The sequence below is a fragment of the Micromonospora purpureochromogenes genome (genome assembly GCF_900091515.1).
Classification (GTDB): domain Bacteria; phylum Actinomycetota; class Actinomycetes; order Mycobacteriales; family Micromonosporaceae; genus Micromonospora; species Micromonospora purpureochromogenes.
The window spans coordinates 5,513,493-5,535,729 of record NZ_LT607410.1 but is presented as its reverse complement, the minus strand read 5'-3'; the positions used below and the strand labels follow the sequence as shown (position 1 = coordinate 5,535,729).

At 74.2% G+C, this 22,237-nt stretch carries 21 protein-coding genes and 2 pseudogenes; 20 read left to right on the top strand and 3 right to left on the bottom strand.

Annotated elements, in window-relative coordinates:
- Window positions 1-18: 18 nt before the first annotated feature.
- The 10 genes and pseudogenes from GA0074696_RS25230 to GA0074696_RS25185 all read left to right on the top strand — a co-directional run.
- Window positions 19-376, top strand: a pseudogene (locus GA0074696_RS25230) (hypothetical protein); the annotation flags it as partial.
- Window positions 377-612: 236 nt separating this feature from the next.
- Window positions 613-3,450, top strand: a complete 2,838-nt coding sequence (locus GA0074696_RS25225) for a Na+/H+ antiporter subunit A (protein WP_088963378.1) — start codon at window positions 613-615, stop codon at window positions 3,448-3,450.
- Entirely contained in the window at window positions 3,447-3,929 is a 483-nt protein-coding gene (locus GA0074696_RS25220; protein WP_088963377.1) for a Na(+)/H(+) antiporter subunit C, read from the top strand. Before GA0074696_RS25225 ends, GA0074696_RS25220 begins: the two co-directional genes overlap by 4 nt.
- Window positions 3,926-5,431, top strand: a complete 1,506-nt coding sequence (locus tag GA0074696_RS25215) for a Na+/H+ antiporter subunit D (protein ID WP_088963376.1) — start codon at window positions 3,926-3,928, stop codon at window positions 5,429-5,431. Before GA0074696_RS25220 ends, GA0074696_RS25215 begins: the two co-directional genes overlap by 4 nt.
- Window positions 5,428-6,015, top strand: a complete 588-nt coding sequence (locus tag GA0074696_RS25210) for a Na+/H+ antiporter subunit E (RefSeq protein ID WP_088963375.1) — start codon at window positions 5,428-5,430, stop codon at window positions 6,013-6,015. Before GA0074696_RS25215 ends, GA0074696_RS25210 begins: the two co-directional genes overlap by 4 nt.
- Window positions 6,012-6,275, top strand: a complete 264-nt coding sequence (locus GA0074696_RS25205) for a monovalent cation/H+ antiporter complex subunit F (protein ID WP_088963374.1) — start codon at window positions 6,012-6,014, stop codon at window positions 6,273-6,275. The genes GA0074696_RS25210 and GA0074696_RS25205 overlap by 4 nt, the downstream gene beginning before the upstream one ends.
- 52 nt (window positions 6,276-6,327) lie before the next feature.
- Window positions 6,328-6,669 (top strand): monovalent cation/H(+) antiporter subunit G, encoded by a 342-nt coding sequence (mnhG, locus tag GA0074696_RS25200; protein WP_088963373.1) that lies wholly within the window; start codon window positions 6,328-6,330, stop codon window positions 6,667-6,669.
- Between the two features lie 160 nt (window positions 6,670-6,829).
- On the top strand, window positions 6,830-8,182 hold the full coding sequence (locus GA0074696_RS25195; protein ID WP_088963372.1) for a hemolysin family protein: 1,353 nt from the start codon (window positions 6,830-6,832) through the stop codon (window positions 8,180-8,182).
- Window positions 8,179-9,243, top strand: coding sequence for a hemolysin family protein (locus tag GA0074696_RS25190; protein WP_088963371.1), 1,065 nt, complete (start codon window positions 8,179-8,181; stop codon window positions 9,241-9,243). Before GA0074696_RS25195 ends, GA0074696_RS25190 begins: the two co-directional genes overlap by 4 nt.
- Window positions 9,244-9,558: 315 nt before the next feature.
- Window positions 9,559-10,482 (top strand): sporulation protein, encoded by a 924-nt coding sequence (locus GA0074696_RS25185; protein WP_088963370.1) that lies wholly within the window; start codon window positions 9,559-9,561, stop codon window positions 10,480-10,482.
- Window positions 10,483-10,594: 112 nt separating this feature from the next.
- On the opposite strand, the gene leuE is transcribed toward GA0074696_RS25185, so the two are convergent.
- The gene (gene leuE / locus GA0074696_RS25180) at window positions 10,595-11,263 is read right to left on the bottom strand and encodes a leucine efflux protein LeuE (protein WP_088963369.1); all 669 of its coding nucleotides are present in this window, start codon (window positions 11,261-11,263) and stop codon (window positions 10,595-10,597) included.
- A complete protein-coding gene (locus tag GA0074696_RS25175; protein WP_088963368.1) occupies window positions 11,263-12,507 on the bottom strand; it encodes a bifunctional pyridoxamine 5'-phosphate oxidase family protein/GNAT family N-acetyltransferase in 1,245 nt (414 codons plus the stop codon). The genes leuE and GA0074696_RS25175 overlap by 1 nt, the downstream gene beginning before the upstream one ends.
- Before the next feature lie 38 nt (window positions 12,508-12,545).
- Between GA0074696_RS25175 and GA0074696_RS25170 the strand changes: the two genes are divergently transcribed.
- From GA0074696_RS25170 to recA, 8 genes are all read left to right on the top strand, one after another.
- Window positions 12,546-13,886 carry an aminotransferase class I/II-fold pyridoxal phosphate-dependent enzyme gene (locus GA0074696_RS25170; protein WP_088963367.1) on the top strand — a complete coding sequence of 447 codons (1,341 nt, stop codon included), beginning with the start codon at window positions 12,546-12,548 and terminating at the stop codon, window positions 13,884-13,886.
- 260 nt (window positions 13,887-14,146) lie between these two features.
- Complete coding sequence (locus GA0074696_RS25165) at window positions 14,147-14,848, top strand: UdgX family uracil-DNA binding protein (protein ID WP_088963366.1); 702 nt, start codon at window positions 14,147-14,149, stop codon at window positions 14,846-14,848.
- 140 nt (window positions 14,849-14,988) lie between these two features.
- The gene (locus tag GA0074696_RS25160; protein ID WP_088963365.1) at window positions 14,989-15,525 is read left to right on the top strand and encodes a hypothetical protein; all 537 of its coding nucleotides are present in this window, start codon (window positions 14,989-14,991) and stop codon (window positions 15,523-15,525) included.
- Window positions 15,526-15,546: 21 nt separating this feature from the next.
- A complete protein-coding gene (locus GA0074696_RS30970; RefSeq protein ID WP_157746109.1) occupies window positions 15,547-15,993 on the top strand; it encodes a hypothetical protein in 447 nt (148 codons plus the stop codon).
- The gene (locus tag GA0074696_RS25155; RefSeq protein WP_088963364.1) at window positions 15,974-17,116 is read left to right on the top strand and encodes an acyl-CoA dehydrogenase family protein; all 1,143 of its coding nucleotides are present in this window, start codon (window positions 15,974-15,976) and stop codon (window positions 17,114-17,116) included. The genes GA0074696_RS30970 and GA0074696_RS25155 overlap by 20 nt, the downstream gene beginning before the upstream one ends.
- Before the next feature lie 74 nt (window positions 17,117-17,190).
- The gene (locus GA0074696_RS25150) at window positions 17,191-18,534 is read left to right on the top strand and encodes an MFS transporter (protein ID WP_088963363.1); all 1,344 of its coding nucleotides are present in this window, start codon (window positions 17,191-17,193) and stop codon (window positions 18,532-18,534) included.
- A gap of 4 nt (window positions 18,535-18,538) precedes the next feature.
- Complete coding sequence (locus tag GA0074696_RS25145) at window positions 18,539-18,739, top strand: DUF3046 domain-containing protein (protein ID WP_088963362.1); 201 nt, start codon at window positions 18,539-18,541, stop codon at window positions 18,737-18,739.
- 185 nt (window positions 18,740-18,924) lie between these two features.
- Window positions 18,925-19,971 carry a recombinase RecA gene (gene recA, locus GA0074696_RS25140; RefSeq protein WP_088963361.1) on the top strand — a complete coding sequence of 349 codons (1,047 nt, stop codon included), beginning with the start codon at window positions 18,925-18,927 and terminating at the stop codon, window positions 19,969-19,971.
- A gap of 183 nt (window positions 19,972-20,154) precedes the next feature.
- Here the strand turns inward: recA and GA0074696_RS25130 are convergent.
- Window positions 20,155-20,403 (bottom strand): annotated as a pseudogene (locus GA0074696_RS25130) (DUF349 domain-containing protein); the annotation flags it as partial.
- A gap of 152 nt (window positions 20,404-20,555) precedes the next feature.
- On the opposite strand from GA0074696_RS25130, the gene GA0074696_RS25125 reads away from it, so the two are divergent.
- Window positions 20,556-21,326: a class III extradiol ring-cleavage dioxygenase family protein gene (locus tag GA0074696_RS25125; RefSeq protein WP_172894429.1), complete on the top strand. Its 771-nt coding sequence runs from the start codon at window positions 20,556-20,558 to the stop codon at window positions 21,324-21,326.
- Window positions 21,209-22,234 (top strand): tRNA (adenosine(37)-N6)-dimethylallyltransferase MiaA, encoded by a 1,026-nt coding sequence (miaA, locus tag GA0074696_RS25120; protein WP_407940623.1) that lies wholly within the window; start codon window positions 21,209-21,211, stop codon window positions 22,232-22,234. Before GA0074696_RS25125 ends, miaA begins: the two co-directional genes overlap by 118 nt.
- The last annotated feature ends 3 nt before the right edge of the window (window positions 22,235-22,237 follow it).

Sequence of the window (22,237 nt, the reverse complement as noted above, 5' to 3'; positions counted from 1 at the left end):
TCGGGTGGAGGGGATCGGATGACCGTCGAGGAGCCCGGCTTCGCGCCCGCCACCGACGTGCTCATCCGGAAGGTCGACAGTCACCTCGCCGCCGTCCGGGGCAGCCTGCGCGGCCCCGAGCTGGAGCTCGCCGAGCGACTCGCCCGTTCCCTGCGCGAGCTGGTGGTTTCCACCGCCCAGGCCAGCGCCGCCGACCGGGGTCAGGTGCGGGCCGCCGTGCACTACTTCGTGCTGCGCCGGGAGAGCCGGGGCAACCTGCTCTCGGTCCGTTCGCTCGCCGCCGCCCAGCGCGTGGTCAACAAGGTCGTCGTCCAGCTCGGCCGCCCCGACCTGCTGGTGGAGACCCGGCGGGACCGGCCGTCCCGGGAGGCCGCCGTGCCGGCCGGCGACGTCGCGCTGCGCTGACGGCCCGGGCGGGTCAGCCGCGCGGCTGAGTCGTTCACGACATCAGTTCCACAGGAGTCTGTGGGCAACTGCCACCCCTCGCCCCGGAGCGCCGCCACGGCGGGCGATTTCCCCAAAACCCCCCAGCGATCGGCGATCTGGCGTCTGATCGGTGCAGACCGGGACATCCCTCCCGGCGCGCGCCGCCAGCTCGACCGGGGAGGACGCGTGCTCGTACTGCTGCTCCTCCACCTGGCGGCGGCCCTCGCCGCGCCGCTGCTGGTCCGCCGGTGGGGTCCGCGCGCCTGCTACCCGCTCGCGCTGGCGCCGGCCGCCGCGTTCGGCTGGGCGCTGACCCGTACCCCGACGGTCCGCGACGGCGGCGCGGTCGTCGAGACGTACCGCTGGATCGACCAGCTCGACATCGACGTGGCGCTGCGGCTGACGGCGCTGTCCTGGCTGATGACCCTGCTGGTCAGCGGCGTCGGCGCGCTGGTGCTGGTCTACTGCGGCCGGTACTTCGCCCCCGACTCCGCCGGCCTGGTCCGGTTCGTCGCGGTACTGGTCGCCTTCGCCGGCGCGATGCTCGGCCTGGTCCTCGCCGACGACCTGCTGCTGCTGTACGTCTTCTGGGAGCTGACCACGGTCTTCTCCTACCTGCTGATCGGCCACAGCACCGAGCGGCGGGCCAGCCGCTGGGCGGCGGCCCAGGCGCTGACCGTCACCACCCTGGGCGGCCTGGCCATGCTGGTCGGCTTCCTGATCCTCGGCGAGCACGCGGGCAGCTACCGCTGGTCGGAGATCGCCGGCGCGCCGTTACCCGGCGGAGCCGGGCTGGTCGTCGCGGTACTGCTGATCCTGACCGGCGCGCTCGCCAAGTCGGCGATCGTGCCGTTCAACGCCTGGCTGCCGGTGGCGATGGCCGCGCCCACGCCGGTCAGCGCGTACCTGCACGCGGCGGCCATGGTCAAGGCGGGGATCTACCTGATCGGAATGCTCGCCCCGGTGCTGGCCGACGTCGGGCCGTGGCGACCGGTGGTGCTCACCCTCGGCCTGGTCACGATGATCGCCGGCGGCTGGGCGGCGCTGCGGCAGTGCGACCTGAAGCTGCTGCTGGCGTACGGCACGGTCAGCCAGCTCGGGCTGCTGGCGGTGGTGCTCGGCGCCGGCAGCCCGGACGCCGCACTCGCCGGGGTGGTGATGCTGCTGGCGCACGCCCTGTTCAAGGCGGCGCTCTTCCTCGTCGTCGGCATCATCGACCACGAGGTCGGCACCCGTGACCTGCGGGAGCTGTCCGGCCTGGGACGACGGGCGCCGGTGCTCGCCGTGGTGGCCGCGCTCGCCGCCGCCTCCATGGCCGGGGTGCCGCCGCTGCTCGGCTTCGTCGGCAAGGAGGCGGTCTTCGCCGCGCTCGCCGAGCGGCCGGTCGTCCTCGCCGGGCTGGCCGTCGGCACCATTCTCACCGTCGCGTACAGCATCCGGTTCCTCTGGGGCGCCTTCGCCACCCGGCCGGACGTCGAGCTGACCGAGCCCGACCCGGTGCCCGTACCGATGCTGCTGCCGCCGGCCCTGCTCGCCGTGGGCGGGCTCGTCGCCGGCCCCGCCGTGGCCGGGCTGGAGGGGCCGCTGCGCCCGTACGCGGAGCTGTTCGGCGCACCGCACGAGCACCTGGCGCTCTGGCACGGCCTGACCCCCGCGCTCGGCCTGTCGGCGGTGGCGCTGGCCGGCGGCTACCTGCTGCACGCCGTGCGCGGCCCGCTCGCGCCCGCGCTGGTCCGGCTGCGCTCGCCGGTCGGCGGCAACCAGGGGTACGAGTGGATCATTCACCGCTTCGACCGGTTCGCCATCGAGGTCACCGGCGCCACCCAGCGCGGTTCCCTGCCGCAGTACCTGGGCGCGGTGCTGCTCGCCCTGGTGCTGGTGCCCGGCGCGACGCTGCTGTCCGCCCGCCCCTGGCGCGAGCGGATCGCCCTCTGGGACAGCCCGTTGCAGCTGGTGGTCACCCTCGTCGTCGCGGTCGCGGCGCTGCTGGCGGTCCGCGCCCGCCGGCGGCTGACCGCGATGCTGCTGGTCGGGGTGACCGGCTACGGCACCGCGATGCTCTTCGTGCTCTACGGCGCGCCCGACCTGGCGCTGACCCAGTTCCTGGTGGAGACCGCGACCATCGCCGTCTTCGTGCTGGTGCTGCGCCGGTTGCCGGAGCGCTTCTCCGCCCGGCCGCTGCGCCGCAGCCGGTGGGCACGGCGGCTGGTCGGCGTCGGCGTCGGAGTGGTCCTCGCCGGCCTCGCCCTGGTCGCCGCCGGCTCCCGGACCGCCGCGCCGATCTCGCTGGCCTTCCCCGACCTCGCGGTGGCCGAGGGGTACGGCCGCAACGTGGTCAACGTGACCCTCGTGGACATCCGGGCCTGGGACACCATGGGCGAGCTAGCGGTGCTGGTGGTGGCCGCGACCGGGGTGGCCAGCCTGATCTTCGAGCGGTCCCGCACCGGCCCTCGACCGCGGCGGGGCGAACCGTCGCGGGCGCCCCGGCGGGACACCGGGCCGGTCTGGCTCAGCGGTGGCCCGACGCTGCAGGAGCGGCGCCGCTCGATCGTCTTCGAGGTGGTCACCCGGCTGATCTTCCACACCATGGTGCTCTTCTCGCTCTTCCTGCTCTTCTCCGGTCACAACGCCCCCGGCGGCGGCTTCGCCGGCGGCCTGGTGGCGAGCCTCGCGCTGACCCTGCGCTACCTCGCCGGCGGCCGGTACGAGCTGGCCGAGGGCGCCCCGGTCGGCGCGGGCACGGTGCTCGGCGCCGGGCTGGCGATCTCCGTCGGTGGCGGCGTGGTGTCCCTGCTGACCACCGGCGACGTGCTGGAGAGCGCCAAGGTGAACCTGCCGCTGCCCTGGCTGGGCGAGCCGTACCTGGTCACCTCGCTCTTCTTCGACGTCGGCGTCTACCTGGTCGTGGTCGGGCTGGTGCTGGACATCCTGCGCAGCCTCGGCGCCGAGGTGGACCGGCACATCGAGGCGGCCGGCAGGTCCGAGCGGGGGCTCGTCGTCGAGCGGGAGGGAGAGTCGGGGTGAGGGAGGGCGGCGCGGGGCCGACCCTGGTGCTGGTGCTCGCCGTCGGCGTGCTCGCGGCCACCGGGGTGACCCTGCTGCTGGAGCGCAGCCTGACCCGGATCCTGCTCGGCGTCATCCTGCTCGGCAACGGGGTGAACCTGCTCATCCTGCTCGGCGGCCGGTCCGGCGCGGCGCCGGTGGTCGGCACCGCCGAGGCGGCGGAGTTCAGCGACCCGCTGGTCCAGGCCATGGTGCTCACCGCCATCGTGATCACCTTCGGGCTGACCGCGTTCCTCGCGGCGGTCGCCTACCGGAGCTGGTATCTCGGCGGCGACGACGAGGTGCAGGACGACCTGGAGGACCGCCAGATCGTGCAGCTCGCCGAGCGCAACGAGGTGCTCGACACCGACCTCGGCGGGGAGGGGCCGGACGACGACCCGGAGCAGGTGGACCCGGAGCCGGCCCGACGCCGGTTGCGCGGACGGGGTCGGCGGCAGTGAACCGGCTCGTGCCGCTGCCGGTGGTGGTGCCGCTGCTCGGCGCCGCGCTGACCCTGATCCTGGCCAACCTGCCCCGGGTGCAGCGCACGGTCAGCGTGGTCGCGCTCACCGGCAACCTGGTCGTCGCGGTGGCGCTGCTGGTGCAGGCGTACCGGCACGGGCCGGTGGTGACGCAGGTCGGCGGGTGGCCGGCGCCGGTGGGGATCGTGCTGGTCGCCGACCAGTTGGCCGCGCTGATGCTGGTGGTCTCCTCGGCGGTCACCCTCTGCGTGCTGATCTACTCCATCGGCCAGGGCCGCAGCGAGACCAGCGAATCCGCGCCGGTGAGCATCTACCACCCGACCTACCTGGTGCTGACCGCCGGCATCACCAACGCCTTCCTCGCCGGGGACCTGTTCAACCTCTTCGTCGGCTTCGAGATGCTGCTGGCGGCCAGCTTCGTGCTGATCACGCTGGGCGGCACCGAGGCCCGGATCCGGACCGGCTCGACGTACGTCGTGGTCGGCATCCTCGCCTCGATGATCTTCCTGATCGCGGTCGGCCTGGTGTACGCCGCCACCGGCACCCTCAACCTGGCCCAGCTCGCCACCCGCCTCGACGCGCTGCCGGACGGCGTACGGCTGGGGTTGCAGCTGATGCTGCTGCTCGCCTTCGGGATCAAGGCGGCGGTCTTCCCGGTCTCCGCCTGGCTGCCGGACAGCTACCCGACCGCGCCGGCCCCGGTGACCGCGGTCTTCGCCGGCCTGCTCACCAAGGTCGGCGTCTACGCGATCATCCGGACCGAGACGCTGCTCTTCCCCGGCGGGCAGGTCTCCGGCCTGCTCATGGTGGTGGCCGGGCTGACCATGGTGGTCGGCGTGCTCGGCGCGGTGGCGCAGTCGGACATGAAGCGGCTCTTCTCGTTCACGCTGGTCAGCCACATCGGCTACATGATCTACGGGGTGGCGCTGAGCACCGCCGCCGCGCTCTCCGGCGCGATCTTCTACGTGGTGCACCACATCACCATCCAGACCACGCTCTTCCTCGTCGCCGGGCTGGTCGAGGAGCGTGCCGGCAGCACCGACCTGCGGCGGCTCGGCGGCCTGGCCCGGATCGCCCCGCTGCTGGCGGTGCTCTTCTTCGTCCCGGCGATGAACCTCGCCGGCGTTCCGCCGTTCTCCGGCTTCCTCGGCAAGGTCGGCCTGCTCCAGGCCGGCGTGGCGGTCGGCGGGCCGCTGCCCTGGGTGCTGGTCGCCGCCGGCACGGCGACCAGCCTGCTCACCCTCTACACCGCCTCCCGGGTGTGGAACATCGCGTTCTGGCGGGCGCCCCGGCTGGCCACCGACGAACCGGTGGTCCGGCTGCCGCAGCTGATGGTGGGCGCCACCGCCGCCCTGGTGGTGCTGGGCCTGACGTTCACGCTCGCCGCCGGTCCGCTGTTCCGCGTCACCGCCGACGCCGCGGCCGACCTGCGGCTGCGCACCCCGTACGTGCGGGCCGTGCTGCCCGGCGGTGCCCCATGACCACCCCGGACGCCGGCGGATCGCCGCCCACGAGGCGCGCCGGTCGCCGCCGCGACCAGGCGATCGCCCTGGGCTGGCTGATCGCGGTCTGGAACCTGCTCTGGGGTGAGATCTCCTGGGGCAACCTGCTCGGCGGGGCGCTGGTCGGCGTCGCGGTGCTGCTGTTCTTCCCGCTGCCGCCGGTCTCCTTCGGCGGCCGGCTGCGGCCCCGGGCACTGCTGGTGCTGCTGGCGACGTTCGTCGCCGAGTTGGTCGACGCCAGCGTGCGCGTCGCCGCGATCGCCGTCCGCCCCGGCTACCGGCCGCGCGGAGCGATCATCGGCGTACGCCTGCGGGTGGGCACCGACCTCAACCTGGCGCTCACCGCCGAGCTGCTCTCGCTGGTCCCCGGCACCCTGATCCTCGAGGTCGACCGGGAAGCGGCCATCCTCTACGTGCACGTCCTGGACGTCCGGCGTCCGGAGGACCTGTCCGACAGCCGGGCCCGGGTCCTCACCGTCGAGGAACGCGTCGTCCGGGCGGTCGGTTCCGACGCCGAGGTGCGCCTGCTCGCCACCGATCCCGTCGACCGGAGGTCCACATGACCGTCGTCCTCACCGTCGTCCTGACCGTGCTGCTCTCGGTCACCGCGCTGCTGGCGCTGGCCCGGATCTACCGGGGCCCGTCACTGCTGGACCGGGTGATCGCCGCCGACCTGCTGCTCGCGGTCATGCTCGGCGCGGTCGGGGCGGAGGCCGCGGTCAACCGGCACGCCACCACGCTGCCGGTGCTGGTGGTGCTCTCGCTGCTCGGCTTCGTCGGCTCGGTGGCCCTGGTCCGCTTCGCCGTCCGGGAGGAGACGTGACGCGCCGGCCCCCGGCCCGGCTGCCCGCAGTCGCGAACGAAAGGGTGGCCCGGTGAGCGCGGGGACGGTCGCCGACTGGCTGGGAGCGGTCGCCCTGGTGGCGGGGGCGCTGCTCAGCCTCGCCGCCGGGATCGGGGTGCTGCGCTTCCCGGACGTGCTGGACCGGATGCACGCCGCCACCAAGCCGCAGGTGCTCGGGGCGTTGCTCCTGCTGCTCGGGCTGGCGCTGCGGCTGCGCAGCCCCGCCGATCTCGGCATGATCGCGCTGGTCGCCGTCTTCCAACTGGCCACCGCGCCGGTGGCCGCGCAGATGATCGGGCGGGCCGCGTACCGGTCGGGGCGGGTGGACCGGACCCTGCTGGACCGGGATGAACTTGCCGAGCACCGGAAATAGGGGATGAGCGGCGGCTTTGTCCCCACCTTCAGCGGGCTTTCAGCGACCGCAGATAGAATTGCCGCATGATCGACTCCTCTGCCCAGGAGGGCAGCAGTAGCCAGCCGGGTTGTGCCCGGCATTCCATCGCCCCGACGTCCCCGGGAGCCCTGAGCGACCCGTGTTGATCGTCGTCGGTCTCGTACTCATCATCGTTCTCACCGCCGCCACCGGCTACTTCGTGGCCCAGGAGTTCGGCTACGTCGCGGTGGACCGCGGCCGGCTCAAGCAACAGGCCGAGGAGGGCGACCAGGCCGCCGCCCGGGCCCTGGAGGTCACCGGCCGGCTCTCGTTCATGCTCTCCGGCGCCCAGCTCGGCATCACCGTGACCGCCCTGCTGGTCGGTTACGTCGCCGAGCCGTACCTGGGTGCCGGGCTGGCCGAACTGCTCGGCGGCGCCGGTGTCTCCACCGGGGTCAGCCTCCCGCTGTCGGTGACGCTGGCCCTGCTCATCGCCACCGTGGTGCAGATGGTCCTCGGTGAACTCGCCCCGAAGAACCTGGCCATCGCCCGCGCCGAGCCGCTGGCCCGGGCGCTGAGCCGCTCCACCCTGATGTACCTGAAGGTCGCCGGCCCGCTGATCACGCTCTTCGACCGGGCGGCGGTGCGGCTGCTGCGCCGGATCGGCATCGAGCCGATCGAGGAGCTGCCCAGCGGCGCCACCCCGGAGGACCTGGAACAGATCATCGCCGAGTCCCGGGAGGAGGGGCACCTCGACGCCGAGATGTCCGACCTGCTCGACCGGGGCCTCGACTTCCGGGAGCTGACCGCCGGGGAGGCCATGGTGCCCCGGGTCGACGTGCACACCGTACGGGCGCACGAGCCGGTCAGCCGGGTGGTCGAGCTGCTCGACACCGGCCACTCCCGCTTCCCGGTTCGCGGCGCCGAGGGCGTGGACGACCTGGTCGGCGTGATCGGCATCGCCGACGTGCTCGGCGTACCCCCGGCGCGGCGCGCCACCACCCCGGTCAGCGCGGTGGCCGTACCCCCGTTGCTGGTGCCCGAGACGCTGCCGCTGCCGACGGTGCTGGACCGGCTGCGGTCCGGGCACCGGCAGCTGGCCTGCGTGGTCGACGAGTACGGCGGCTTCGCCGGCGTGATCACGCTGGAGGACATCGCCGAGGAGCTGGTCGGCCCGATCCGGGACGAGGACGACCCGCCGGAGCGCGCCCCCGCCCGCCAGGCGGACGGCTCCTGGGTGGTGCCGGCCCGCTGGCGGATCGACGAGGTCGCCGACAGCACCGGCATCGCGCTGCCCGAGGCCCCCGAGTACGACACCCTCTCCGGGCTGGTCATGCGGGAGCTGGGCCGGGTGCCCGAGGTGGGCGACCGGCTGGAGATCAGCCTGCCCGCCGACGGCGAGGAGCCACGCGAGCGCGCCCTGGTCGAGGTGCTCGTGGTGGACCGGCACGTGGCCGACTCGGTGCGGCTGCGGATGGCCGGCGAGGCGCCCGGCGGGGAGGTGGCGGCATGAGCCCCGGCGCCGCCCTGCTGGTCTCAGTGCTGCTGCTGGCGCTCAACGGCTTCTTCGTGGCCGCCGAGTTCGCGCTGTTGGCGAGCAAGCGCTACCGCCTGGAACAGGCCGCCGCCGGTGGCGGTCGGGCGGCCCGGGCGGCGCTGGACGGCGTCCGCGAACTGTCGCTGATGCTGGCCGGCGCGCAGCTCGGCATCACGCTCTGCACCCTGGGGCTCGGCGCGCTCGCCGAGCCGGCGATCGAACACCTGCTCAGCCCGCTGCTGCACACGGTGGGGCTGCCCGACGCGGCCAGCCACGCCGTCGCGCTGGTCTTCGCGCTGGGGCTGGTGACCTTCCTGCACCTGGTTGTCGGGGAGATGGCCCCGAAGTCGTGGGCGATCACCGACGCCGAGCGGTCGGCGCTGCTGCTGGCGCTGCCGTTCCGGGCCTTCGCCCGGGTGGCCCGGCCGGTGCTGTCGGCGCTCAACGCGCTGGCCAACGTGGTGCTCCGGCTGGTCGGGGTGCAGCAGCAGGACCAGCTCGCCCAGGTGCACGGCCCGGACGAGCTGCGCATCCTGCTGGAGCAGTCCCGCGAGCACGGGCTGCTCGGCGCCGAGCAGCACCACCTGCTGACCAGCATGCTGGAGTTGCAGGGCACCACCGTCCGGGACGTGATGGAGCCCTTCGACGAGATCGTCACGGTCCGCCGGGACGACACCGCGGACCGGATCGAGCAGGTCAGCCGAAACAGCGGTCGGTCCCGGCTCGCCGTGCTGGACCCGGGCGGCGAGGTCTGCGGCCTGGTCCATGTGCGGGAGGCGGTGCGGGCGGTCACCACCGGCCGGTCGGCGACGGCCGGCGAGCTGATGACCCGGGCGTTCACGCTGCCGGCGGCCTCCTCGGTCACCGAGGCGGTGGCCGCGATGCGCGCCGACCAGGCCCAGCTCGCGCTGGTCCGCAACGGTGGCGGCCCGACCCGGCCGATCGGCTTCGTGGCCCTCGAGGACCTGCTGGAGGAGGTCATCGGCGAGTTCGACGACGAGACCGACCCGGTCCCGCGCGGCCGCCGCCTCCGCTGACGCCCCACCCCACCCCACCCCACCCACCCCAACCGCCTCTCGCCCGGCCGCCGGCTCCCCGTGACCCGGCGGCCGGCCTCGTCCCCCTCCCACCCCCCCCGCCGCCGCCCCAAGGTCCGCGCACTTTCCGAGAAAGCGTGGCCATCGGGCGGGAAATAGCCACTCTTTCCCCGAAAGTGCGCGGCGGACCGGGGCCCGGGGCGCCCGGAAAGTGCGCGGTGGGGGTCCGAGAGGGCGCGGCCGCCTGCCGCGCGGGCGGGGAGTGTCGGGACGGGGGGTGGGAAAGCCCCGGGAGGGGCGAGGGGGGGCGCGGGCGTGCGGGTGACCGGGGTGGCGCGGGAGTCCGGGTGGACCGGGCTCTCGGTGAGCACCACGCTGACCAATCCGAGCACCCGGCCGGGACTGCGGCTGCCGGGGCGGGTGACGCTCGCCGCCGGGCCGGACGACGTGCCGATCCGGCACGTACGGCTGGGCCTGGTCGCCACCGCGGAATCGGACGATCCGTACAGTCCACCGCGGCTGGTGCAGTACCACCAGGTGCCTATCGGCGGCCGGTTCGTGGTGCCGGCGGGGCGACGCCGGGCGATCGACTTCGCCCTGCCGTTGCCCTGGGAGACCCCGGTGACGATCTTCGGTGGGGTGCCCCTGATGAGCATGCGCACCGGGCTACGGACCGAGGTGTCGGTCGACCCCGAGCTGGACCAGGGGGCGATGGTGCCGGTCTTCGTCCATCCCCTCCCCACCCAGCAGCACATCCTCGCCGCGCTGGACACGCTCGGCTTCCTGATCCGGCAGGCCGGCCTGTCGCACGCCCGGCTGCCCGGCGTCGAGCAGGCGCTGCCGGTGCACCAGCGACTCGGCTACTGGGTGGGACCGCTCTACGCCGGTCCGATCACCGAGCTGGAGGTGATCTTCGTGGCGAACTCGGCCGGCCTGGAGGTGGTCCTCTGGCTGGACCGCCGGCTGTCGCTGACCGGGATCAGCCACCAGAGCATCAGCCGCTTCCGGATCTGGCACACCGGTGCCGACCAGCGGGACTGGGTGGCCGTCGTGGACGGCTGGCTGCGCGCGGCGATCAACCGGCACGCGGCCGCTGCCTCGCATGCCGACTGGTCCGCCAAGATCACCGAGTCCGCCCACGTCAGCCGCCATCCCGACGAACCGGTCGCGCCCGGCTACGGCCTCGGCGGCACCGCCGGGGGCGGCGGCATCGGCGGCGGTGGCGGCGACGGCACCTGATCGCCCTGCGCCGGCGCCCGACCGAGGCGGGGGCGATGGCACCTGATCGCCCTGCGCCGGTGCCAGACCCCGGCGGGGGCGACGGCACCCGGGGGCGACGGCCCCGCCGCGGTCAGACCGAGGCGGTGGCGAGCTTGAGGCTGAAGCCGAGGAAGAGCACCGCGACGCCGGTGGTCGCGCTCGCGGCCAGCCGCCGGCGGCGCCGGAACTGGGCGGCCAGGAAGGTCCCCATGAAGATCAACGCGGTCAGGTAGAGCGCGCTGGTGACCTGGGCGATCAGCCCGAGCAGCAGGAACGACAGCGCCGGCCAGGCGTACCCGGGGTCGACGAACTGGATGAAGAACGAGATGAAGAAGAGGATCGCCTTCGGGTTGAGCAGGCTGATCACCAACGCCTTGCGGAACGGGCTGCGCATCGCCGCCGGCTCCGCGGCGTCGATCAGGCGCGGCGCCGCCGGGTCGTTGCGGTCGCGCCAGCGCCGCCAGGCGCCGCGCAGCATCGTCAAACCGACATACCCGAGGTACGCCGCACCCGCGTACTTGATCACCAGGAAGAGCGGCGGGTACGCCTTGAGCAGCGACGCCACCCCGGCGGCGGAGAGGAACATCAGCACCCCGTCGCCGACGAACACCCCACCCGCCGCCCGGTAGCCGGCCCCCACACCGCGCTTGGCGGCGGTGGAGAGTACGAAGAGCGAGTTCGGCCCCGGCAGCAGAATGATCGCCACGGTCCCCAGCACGTACGTCCAGATGTCGGTGATGCCCAGCACGCCCGCCATCATCACGCCACGGGTGCCGTACGGCGAAGTCTTTCCCGGAGCCTGGCCTGTGCGTTCGGCCACTCGTCGACGGTCATCGCGTACTGCACGGTGTCCCGCCAGGAGCCGTCCGGGCGCTGCCGGTGCATCCGCAGCACGCCCTCCCGGGTGGCGCCCAGGCGCTCGATCGCCGCCTGCGATCGGGTGTTGCGGATGTCGGTGTGCCAGGCCACCCGAACCGCGCCGAGCTCGTCGAAGGCGCGGCCGAGCAGCAGCAGCTTGGCCTCGGTGTTGATCCCGCTGCGCCACCAGGGCCGGCCGAGCCAGGTGTGGCCGATGGCGACCGCCCGCCGCTCGGGGTCGATGTCGTGGTACGAGGTGGTGCCGACCACCGCGCCCGTCCGCGCGCAGCGCTGCACCCAGGGCACCCGTTCGCCCCGGTGCCCGGCGGCCAGCGCGCCCGCGACGATCTCCCTCATGGCGGCCACGTCGGTGGACAGCGGGTGGCCGAGGTGCGCCCAGACCGCCGGTTCGGCGGTGGTGGTGAAGAGTTCGTCGGCGTGGGCCAGGTCAAGCGGCTCCAGCAGCACGTGCTCGCCCCGCAGGGCCGCCGCCTCCCGCCAGGGCGACCCGGCGCTCCGCAGTCCCGCCGGCACCGGCGCGGTGACGCCCGCGTCCGGTTCCGGCAGGCCGGCGGTCAGCCGCAGCGGCACCACCCCGGCCCAGTACGGCAGGTCGAGGTCGGCGGGGTCGTCGCGGACCCCACCGGTGCGGGAGCGCAGCGACACCTCGCGCAGCGGCAGCGCCAGCACGGCCGTCTCGGCCAGCTCCCGGCGGCTCGGCGGGCGGCTGTCCGCGCTGCGACCGGCGGCGACCTTCTCCACCAGGGCGGTCAGCATCCGTGACTTCTCGGCGTCGTCGGTGACCAGGTGGGCGGTGCCGTGCGCGACCACCGACCGGTAGTTGGCGCTGTGGTGGAACTGCGAGCGGGCGTAGACCAGGCCGTCGAGCAGGGTGACGGTGACGCAGATCCGCAGCCCGTCGTCGCCGCGGGCGGCGAGCAGCGGCCGGCTGCCGGTGGAGCCGTGCAGGTAGAGGGTGTCGCCGATGCGCACGTGCAGGGTGGGCAGCAGCCGGGGCTCGCCGTCGACGGTGAACCCGAGCACGCAGTGGTACGCCTCGTCGAGGACCGCGTGCACGGCGGCGGGGTCGTAGCTCATCCGGTCGCGGGAGCGGCTGGCCGTGGTGCGCGGAGTCGGGGCGTACATGCGACATCCCACCTTTGTTCTAGTACAATCTCCGAACTGTGGCAGTACGTTATCAGATCAGTGGGAGCACGTCGGCCGCCATTTCGGCGAGCGTGGAAACCGGCATCCGGGCCGACGCGCTGGCCCCGGGCAGTCCGCTGCCCGCCGTCCGGGCGCTCGCCACCGAGCTGGGGGTCAGCCCGGCCACCGTCGCCCGGGCCTACCAGGAGCTGCGCCAGCGGGGCCTGGTCGACACCGCCGGCCGGCACGGCACCCGGGTGCGCCCCCGACCCCCGGTCGCCGGCCGGCGCGCCGCGCTGCAGCCGCCGCCCGCCCCCGGCACCCGCGACCTCTCCCAGGGGCACCCCGACCCCCGGCTGCTGCCCCCGCTCGGCCCGCACCTGGCCGCGCTCGCCGCCGAGATCGGCCCACCCGTCGGGTACGCCTCGACCGCCCTGCTCCCCGCGTTCGCCGAGGCGGCCCGGGACCGGCTTGCCGCCGACGGCGTACCGGCCGAGGAGATCACCGTGACCGGGGGCGCGCTGGACGGCATCGAGCGGCTGCTCGCCGCGCACCTGCGGCCCGGTGACGCGGTGGCGGTGGAGGACCCGAGCTGGGCCAACCTGCTCGACCTGGTCGCCGCGCTCGGGCTGCGTCCGATCGGCGTACCGGTGGACGACGACGGGCCCACCGAGGCCGGCGTGCGCGACGCCGTGGCCCTCGGCGCCCGAGCGCTGGTGGTGACCAGCCGCGCGCAGAACCCGACCGGCGCCGCGGTCTCCGCCGAGCGGGCCGGGGCCCTGCGCGAGCTGCTCGCCGGCCGCTCCGACCTGCTGCTGATCGAGGACGACCACGCCGCCGAGTTGGCCCGGGTGCCGCTGCACCCGCTCGCCGGGGCCACCCCGGCGTGGGCCTTCGTCCGGTCGGTGAGCAAGCCGTTCGGGCCCGACCTGCGGCTGGCGGTGCTGGCCGGCGACGAGGCCACCGTGTCCCGGGTCGCCGGCCGGGCCCGGGTCGGTGCCGGCTGGGTCTCCACCGTGCTGCAACGGCTGGTGCTGTCGCTCTGGCGCGATCCGGCCACCGCGGAACTGGTCCGCCGCTCCGGCGAGGAGTACGAGCGGCGGCGCACCGGGCTGCTGGCGGCGCTCGCCGCCCGGGGCCTGGCCGGGCGCGGTCGCAGCGGCATCAACATCTGGCTGCCGGTGCCGGACGAGACCAGTGCGGTCACCGCGCTGCGCGACGCCGGCTGGTCGGTGGCGCCCGGCGCGCTCTACCGGATCGGCGCCGAGCCCGGGATCCGGATCACCGTCAGCGCGCTCGACGATGCCGACCTGGTGCCGGTCGCCGACGCGGTCGCCCGGGCGCTCCGGCCGGCCCCGCCGGGTCGGTTCACCGCGTGACCCGGCTGGTCCTCGACGCGCATGGTCGGCATTTTGGAGGGTAAGCGCGCGGCCGGAGGTGACCGGTCATGGCTGCACCGAAATCGAGGACGGGGCTCTGGATCGCCATCGCGATCGCGGTGATCGTGCTGATCGTGGTGATCGTGCTCGCCATGCGCGGGGGTGGTGACGGCGGTGGGGGATACTGACGCGGCCGGCGCGAGCTGGCGCGGCCGCGCCAGACCCGGCGTCGTCGGCGAATCCGGTATATAAAGTTCGCCATGGCCGAGACCGACGCCGCGCCCGGTGCCCAGCAGTTCATTCCGCCGCAGGCCGACACGATCGACGAGCTGCGCGCCGCCGCCACCGGTTGCCGGGGCTGCGAGCTCTACCGCGACGCCTCGCAGACCGTGTTCGGCCGGGGTGACGAGAGCGCCCGGGTGGTCCTGGTCGGCGAGCAGCCCGGCGACATGGAGGACCAGAAGGGGCTGCCCTTCGTCGGGCCGGCCGGTCGGCTGCTCCGCAAGGCCGTCGATGACGCCGGAATCGATCCGCAGCACATCTACCTCACAAACGCCGTGAAGCACTTCCGCTTCGAGCTGCGCGGGAAGCGCCGCATCCACCAGACGCCGGACCGGGTGCACATCACCGCCTGCCGGCCCTGGCTGGTCGCGGAGTTCGCCCGGCTGCACCCGGAGGTGGTGGTCGTCCTCGGCGCCACCGCCGCCAAGGCGCTGCTTGGCCCGACCTTCCGGGTCACCCGGCAGCGGGGCGAGCTGCTGCCGTGGCCGGCTTCCGCCCAGCGCCCGGAGGACTTCGCCCGGGTGCCGGTGGACAACGCCGGAAAGGTGGCCGACGCGCCGGCCGCGCAGCTGCTGGCCACCATCCACCCGTCCGCCGTGCTGCGCGCCGACGACCAGGACAAGGCGTACGAGGGGCTGGTCGCCGACCTCACCGTGGCCGCCCGCGCCCTGGTCACCTGACGCCGACCCCGGCCGGCGGGCTGGCCGCTGTACGACTCGCCCGGCTTCGCCGGAGTCGCCGGCCCCGCTGAACGACCTCCACAACGGAACAACCCTCCACACCGGAGTGCCGCGGTGCTCGGGTGGGTAACGGGCCGGGCATGGCTGACGACCGCCCCCGGCGCCGTACCCCGCTGATCCGGCTCGGCGCGCCGGGCCCGTACGTGCTCGCGGCGACCTTCGCCACCGCGCTCTGGTTCCCCGCGCGCTGGTACGACGACCCCGACGGCCCGCTGCCGGTCGCGCTCGTCCGGGCCGGCCTCTGGGGCGTGATCTGGGCGCTGTTCATCTTCCTGGTGGCTGTCATGCCGAGGGGCCGCCGCACCCGGGCGGAGGAGGAGCGGGACGAGGCGTGGCGGACGACCCGTAGCGCACTCCGGCGCGGCGCGGTGTCGGACGACGAGGCGGAGCGCGCCGCCGTGCTCGATCACCTGCCGGTCGCCCGCCGGGGTGCGCTGGTCGGCGCGGTCGGCGGCACGCTGCTGTTCGGAGCCCTGGCCTGGGTCGCGCTGACCGTGGGCCGGCCGGCCTCGGCGCTCCTGTTCGGACTGGTGCTCGGCGCGGTGCTCGCGGTCGCCGCCCGTACCCTGTTCCGGGTCCGCCGCCTCACCGCCGCCCTCGCCGGGACGACGCGGTGACCGCCGAGGGCGGAGAGACCGGTGGACCGGCTCCGGTGGCAACCGAGCGGACTGGCCCGTCCGCCGTCCGCCGTCCGCCGGATCCCGCCGCTGCTGCGGTTCGTGCTGGTCTGGGCGGCCGGCATCCCGGCCGCCTGGGCCGCCCGGCTGCTCTTCGATCCCGCCGAGCCGTGGGCGGAGAAGCTGCTCGGAGCCGCCATGTTCAGCCTCGCGATGACACCGGCGTTCAGCGGTGGCCCGCACCTGTGGCAACGGCAGACCGACGACGAGCGGGCGCTGCGTCGGGCCGTACGCGTCCGGTACGCCGACCACCCGGCCTACCCGTCTTCTTCGTCCTGGTCGCCGCCGTGCTGGTCGCCCTCGCCGCGCGCACCCTGGTCGGGGTGCGGCGGTTGGCGCGGGCGGCGCCCTCTGGGCAGGGCGGGTGAGCGGTGCCACACTTGCCGCCATGCAGCAGCATCTCTATGAACCCGTCCACGAGGAGTTCCGCGACCTGTGCCGGGAGTTCCTGGCCCGCGAGGCGGTGCCGCACCACCCCCGGTGGGAGGCCGACGGCATCGTCGACCGCGAGGTGTGGCGCAAGGCCGGTGCGGCCGGACTGCTCGGCATGGACGTCGACACCGACCACGGCGGCGGCGGGCAGCGCGACTTCCGGTTCAACGCGGTGCTGGACGAGGAGATCGTCGCGTCGGGCTGCTCGGGGCTCGGCTTCGGTCTGCACAACGACGTGGTGGCGCCGTACCTGACCGAGCTGACCACCGACGAGCAGCGCAAGCGCTGGCTGCCCGGGTTCTGCTCCGGCGACCTGGTCACCGCCATCGCGATGAGCGAGCCGGGCGCGGGCAGCGACCTGGCGGGGATCCGCACCAACGCGGTCCGCGACGGCGACGGGTGGGTGCTCAACGGCCAGAAGACGTTCATCACCAACGGCGAGATGGCCGACCTGGTGATCGTGGTGGTGCGTACCGCGCCGGACCAGGGCGCGCACGGGGTCAGCCTGGTCGCGGTGGAGACCGGTACCCCCGGCTTCACCCGGGGCCGGCGGCTGGCGAAGGTGGGCCTGAAGGCCAACGACACCGCCGAGCTCTTCTTCGACGACTGCCGGGTGCCGGCGGAGAACCTGATCGGCACCGAGAACCACGGCTTCTACCACCTGATGGCCAACCTGCCCCGGGAGCGGCTCAGCATCGCCGTCGCGGCGGTGGCGGCGGCGGAGAAGCTGCTCGCGGTGACCCTCGACTACGCCCGCTCGCGGGAGGCGTTCGGCCGGCCGATCGGCAGGTTCCAGCACAACCGGTTCCTGCTGGCGGAGCTGGACACCGAGGTCACCATCGCGCGCACCTTCGTCAACCACTGCGTGGCCGAGTTCAACGCCGGCCGGCTCTCGGTCACCGACGCCGCGAAGGCCAAGTGGTGGACCACCGAGCTGCAGAACAAGGTCGCCGACCGCTGCGTGCAGCTGCACGGCGGCTACGGGTTCATGCTGGAGTACCCGGTGGCGAAGGCCTGGCTGGACGGGCGGGTGCAGACCATCTACGGCGGCACCACGGAGATCATGAAGGAGATCATCGGGCGCGGGCTCGGCCTGTAGCGAAACCGGGTCCCCCGGGGCGGGGCCGGTTTGCAAGGATGGGGCCGCGTCTGACCCCTTACCGAGGAGGCCGCATGGCCACCGACCTGACCGCGCCGGCCCGTACCCGGCCGGACGTCGCGCCCATCCAGCGACGGACCCTGCGCCTGCTGTTCACCACCCAGATCATCGGCGGGATCGGCGTCACCATCGGCATCTCGGTGGGGGCGCTGCTCGCCGCCCGGGTCGCCGGCACCGCCGTCGCCGGCCTGGCGCAGAGCGCCGCCGTGGTCGGCGGGGCGCTGCTCGCCGTCCCGGTCACCCGGATCATGAACGGGCACGGCCGGCGACCCGGACTGGCCGTCGCCTACCTGTCCGGCGCCGTCGGCGCCGTGCTGGTGGTGCTCGCCACGGTCACCCGCTCCGTACCGCTGCTCTTCCTCGGCATGCTGTTCTTCGGTGGCGGCACCGCGGCGAACCTCCAGGCCCGCTACGCCGCGGTGGACCTCGCCGAGCCGGCCCGCCGGGGCCGCCAGCTGTCGCTGATCGTCTGGGCCACCACCATCGGCGCGGTGGCCGCGCCGAACTTCGCCGCGCTCGCCGATCGCACCACCAGCGGGTGGGGACTGCCACCGCTGGCCGGTCCGTTCGCGTTCAGCGCCGCCGCGTTCGTGCTCGCCGCCGTCGTACTCCTGGTGCTGCTGCGGCCCGACCCGCTGCTCACCGCGCGCCGGCTGGCGGCGGCCGACGCCCCGGTCGCGGCCGCCGTCGCGGACGTCACCCCGCCGGCCGAGGCCGTCGCCGCGCCGGCGCGGACCGCCCGGCGCGGTGCGGGGATGCGCGCGGCCTGGCAGGTGGTACGCGGCCGCCCGGCGGCCCGGCTCGGCATCGCGGCGGTGGCGGTCGGCCACGTGGTGATGGTCGCGGTGATGTCGATGACGCCGGTACGCCTCGGCGAGTCGCACGGCGACGCCGACGTGCTGCGGGTGGTCGGCATCGTGCTGAGCCTGCACATCGCCGGCATGTACGCGCTCAGCCCGCTGGTGGGCTGGCTCACCGACCGGCTGGGGCGGCGCGCGGTCGTCCTCGGCGGCGTCGGGCTGCTGCTGGCCGCGTGCGCGGTCGCCGGCACCGCCGGGCACCACACGCCCCGGCTCTCGCTCGGCCTGGCGCTGCTCGGGCTGGGCTGGTCCGGCACCATGGTGGCCGGCTCCACCCTGCTGTCGGAGTCGGTGCCGGCGGCGATCCGGCCGAGCGTGCAGGGTCTCTCCGACCTGACGATGGGGCTGGCCGGCGCCGGTGCCGCCGCCCTGAGCGGGTTTGTCATGCGGGCGGCGGGTTATCCGGTGCTGACCCTGCTGGCGGCGATCGCGGTGGTGCCCCTGGTGGCGCTAGCGTTGCGTCCGGTGCCGGTGGGGGCACCGGACGAGGAGGACTGATCACGTGCGGCTGACCGACTTCTGGGCCCGGCTGGACGAGGCCTTCGGGCCGGGCTACGCGGCCAGCATCGCCCGCGACCAGGTGTTGTCCCAGCTGGGCGGGCGGACCATCGAGCAGGCGCTCGCCTCGGGTGAGCAGACCCACGTGGTGTGGCGGGCCGTCGTCGCCGCCTATCCCGACCGGGTGCCCGCCCGGCTGCGCTGAGCGGCGTTTTCGTCGCTCCCGCGTGTCGCTTGCCGACTCGTACACCTGTTCGGCTATTGTCCACAGCGGGGTGCTCGTCCACAGCTCACGGCCCGTCGGCTGGTTTTCTGTCGGACCCAGCGCCTAGCGTGTCCCGCGTGACGCGAAGCTCAGGAAAGACGCCGGCGAAGGCAGGGGTGGCAAACATGGCCGCAGGGCCCGACCGGGAGAAGGCACTCGACCTTGCTCTCGCTCAGATCGACAAGCAGTTCGGCAAGGGTTCGGTGATGCGGCTGGGGGAGCGGCCGGTCATCCAGACCTCGGTGATCCCCACCGGCTCGATCGCGCTCGACGTGGCGCTCGGCGTGGGCGGTCTGCCCCGCGGCCGGGTCGTCGAGATCTACGGCCCGGAGTCCAGCGGTAAGACCACGGTCGCCCTGCACGCGGTGGCCAACGCCCAGCGGGCCGGCGGCATCGCCGCCTTCATCGACGCCGAGCACGCGCTCGACCCGGATTACGCGAAGGCCCTCGGCGTCGACACCGACGCCCTGCTGGTCTCCCAGCCGGACACCGGCGAGCAGGCGCTGGAGATCACCGACATGCTGGTCCGCTCCGGCGCGATCGACATCGTCGTGATCGACTCGGTGGCGGCCCTGGTGCCGCGCGCCGAGATCGAGGGCGAGATGGGCGACAGCCACGTGGGTCTGCAGGCCCGGCTGATGAGCCAGGCGCTGCGGAAGATCACCGGTGTGCTCAACAACACCGGCACCACGGCGATCTTCATCAACCAGCTCCGCGAGAAGATCGGCGTGATGTTCGGCAGCCCGGAGACCACCACCGGTGGTCGGGCGTTGAAGTTCTACGCTTCGGTCCGGCTCGACGTGCGCCGCATCGAGAGCCTCAAGGACGGCACCGACGTGGTCGGTAACCGCACCCGGGTCAAGGTCGTGAAGAACAAGGTCGCCGCGCCGTTCAAGCAGGCCGAGTTCGACATCATGTACGGCAAGGGCATCTCCCGCGAGGGCTCGCTGATCGACGTCGGTGTCGAGCAGGCGATCATCCGCAAGTCCGGCGCCTGGTACACCTACGACGGTGACCAGCTCGGCCAGGGCAAGGAGAAGGCCCGGGAGTTCCTCAAGGAGAACCCGGACGTGGCCGCCGAGATCGAGAAGAAGATCCTGGAGAAGCTCGGCGTCGGGGTCGGCGCGGGCGACGCCGCCGGTGGCCCGGAGCTGCCGCCGGTCGACTTCTGATCGGCCGCCGGCTAAGTGGCAGGACGACGCGCCCGCACGGGGCGGGGCTGGGATGCCAGCCCGTCCCGGGCGGGTGACGGCACCACCCCACGGCCCCGTCGGGGTCGTCGTGGCCGGTCCGACGAGACCGAGCCGGAGGCGACCCCGACCCCACCGCGCGACGAGGCCGAGGTGGCCCGGGAGCTCGGCCAGCGAGGCGCGGATCCGGCGGATCGTGGTCAGGGAGTGGCCGGCGTCCGCCGCGCCCGAGTTGAGCCGGGCCTCGGTCAGGTCCACCTCGGTCACCAGGTCGGCGAAGCGTCGGGCGAAGTGGGCCAGCCCCTCCTCGGGGGCACCCGCCTGCCAGGATCCGACCACCCGCTCGCCCTCGGCGGTCTTGACGTACACGGTGCCGTCCGCGTCCACCCGTCCGAAGGCAGTCCAGTCGCTCATGTGCCCATCCTCGTTCTCCCGGCGTCGAGGGGACGGACCCCGCGAACGCCGCCACGGCGCAGCCAAGTTACTCCCGGCATTGTCACAGGTCCGCCCCCGTGAGTGTGAAGCGCCTGTCGTCGACCGTGACCATACGGTGTCCTACCGCTGCAATGACCGGATCGGCGCGGGGACGCACCGGCGCGTCCGGCTACCGTGAACCCGTGCCTCTGGTCGCCGCCGCCGTCTGCCCCCACCCGCCCCTGATCGTGCCCGAGCTGGCCGGCGCCGCCGCCGCTGAGCTGGACGACCTCCGCGCCGCCTGTGACGCCGCCGTCACCGGACTGCTCGCCGCCGCGCCGGACGTGGTCCTGCTGGTCGGCGCCGGGCCGGAGACCACCACGTTCGACACGGCGGACTTCGGCTCGCTGCGGGCGTACGGGCTGGACCGTTCCGTCCCGCTCTGGAAGACCAACTGCGCCGGCGGCGAGCGGCTGCCGCTGAGCCTGACGGTCGGTGCCTGGCTGATCGGCCGGTCGGGAACCCCGCTGCCCCGGCTGGCCCGGTCGGTGGCCACCGACGCCTCGCCGGCGACCTGCGCCGAGCTGGGGGCGGCACTGGTCGGCGAGCCCGATCGCCGGATCGCGCTGCTGGTGCTCGGGGACGGGTCGGCGTGCCGGGGCCGGCAGGCGCCCGGCTACGACGACCCGCGCGCCGAGGCGTACGACGACGGGGTCGCCCGAGCCCTGGCCGACGCGGACGCCGACGCCCTGCTCGGCCTGGATCCGGTGCTGTCGGCGCAGCTGCGGGTGGCCGGGCGGGCGCCCTGGCAGGTGCTGGCCGGCGCGGTCCGCGCGGCCGGCGGCGACTGGCGGGGCGAGTTGCGCCACTACTCGGCGCCCTACGGGGTTGCCTACGTCGTGGCGTCCTGGGAGCCGGCGTGACCGGCACGGTGGTGGCGGTGGTCGGTCCGACCGCCGCCGGCAAGTCCGCGCTGAGCATCGCCCTGGCGCACGCGCTCGACGGTGAGGTGGTCAACGCCGACTCGATGCAGCTCTACCGGGGCATGGACATCGCCACGGCCAAGCTGACCCCGGCCGAGCGGGAGGGCGTGCCGCACCACCTGCTGGACATCTGGGACGTCACCGAGCCGGCCAGCGTCGCGGAGTACCAGCGGCTGGCCCGCGCGGCGGTCGACGACATCCTGGCCCGGGGCCGGGTGCCGCTGCTGGTCGGCGGCTCCGGGCTGTACGTGCGGGCGGTGCTGGAGCAGTTCGAGTTCCCCGGCACCGACCCGGCGGTGCGGCAGCGGCTGGAGGCCGAGCTGGCGGCGGTGGGACCGGCCCCGCTGCACGCCCGGCTGGCCGAGGCCGACCCGGCCGCCGCGGCCGGCATCCTGCCCGGCAACGGCCGGCGGATCGTCCGGGCCCTGGAGGTGATCGAGCTGACCGGGGCGCCGTTCACCGCCTCGCTGCCCGAACCGACCCCGTACTACCCGTCGGTGCAGCTCGGCGTCGACCTGGACACCGCGCTGCTGGACGAGCGGATCGCGCTGCGAGTGGACCGGATGTGGGCCGACGGGCTGGTCGCCGAGACCCGTGAACTGGTCGGCCAGGGCCTGCCCGAGGGGCGCACGGCCAGCCGCGCGCTCGGCTACCAGCAGGTGCTGCGCTTTTTAGCTGGGGAGCTGACCGAGACCGAGGCGCACGACGAGACGATCCGGGCCACCCGGCGCTTCGTGCGCCGGCAGCGCTCCTGGTTCCGCCGCGACCCGCGGATCCACTGGCTCGACTCGGCCTCGCCGGCGTTTGTCGACACTGCGCTGCGGATGGTCGCCGACCATCGGGGATGATGG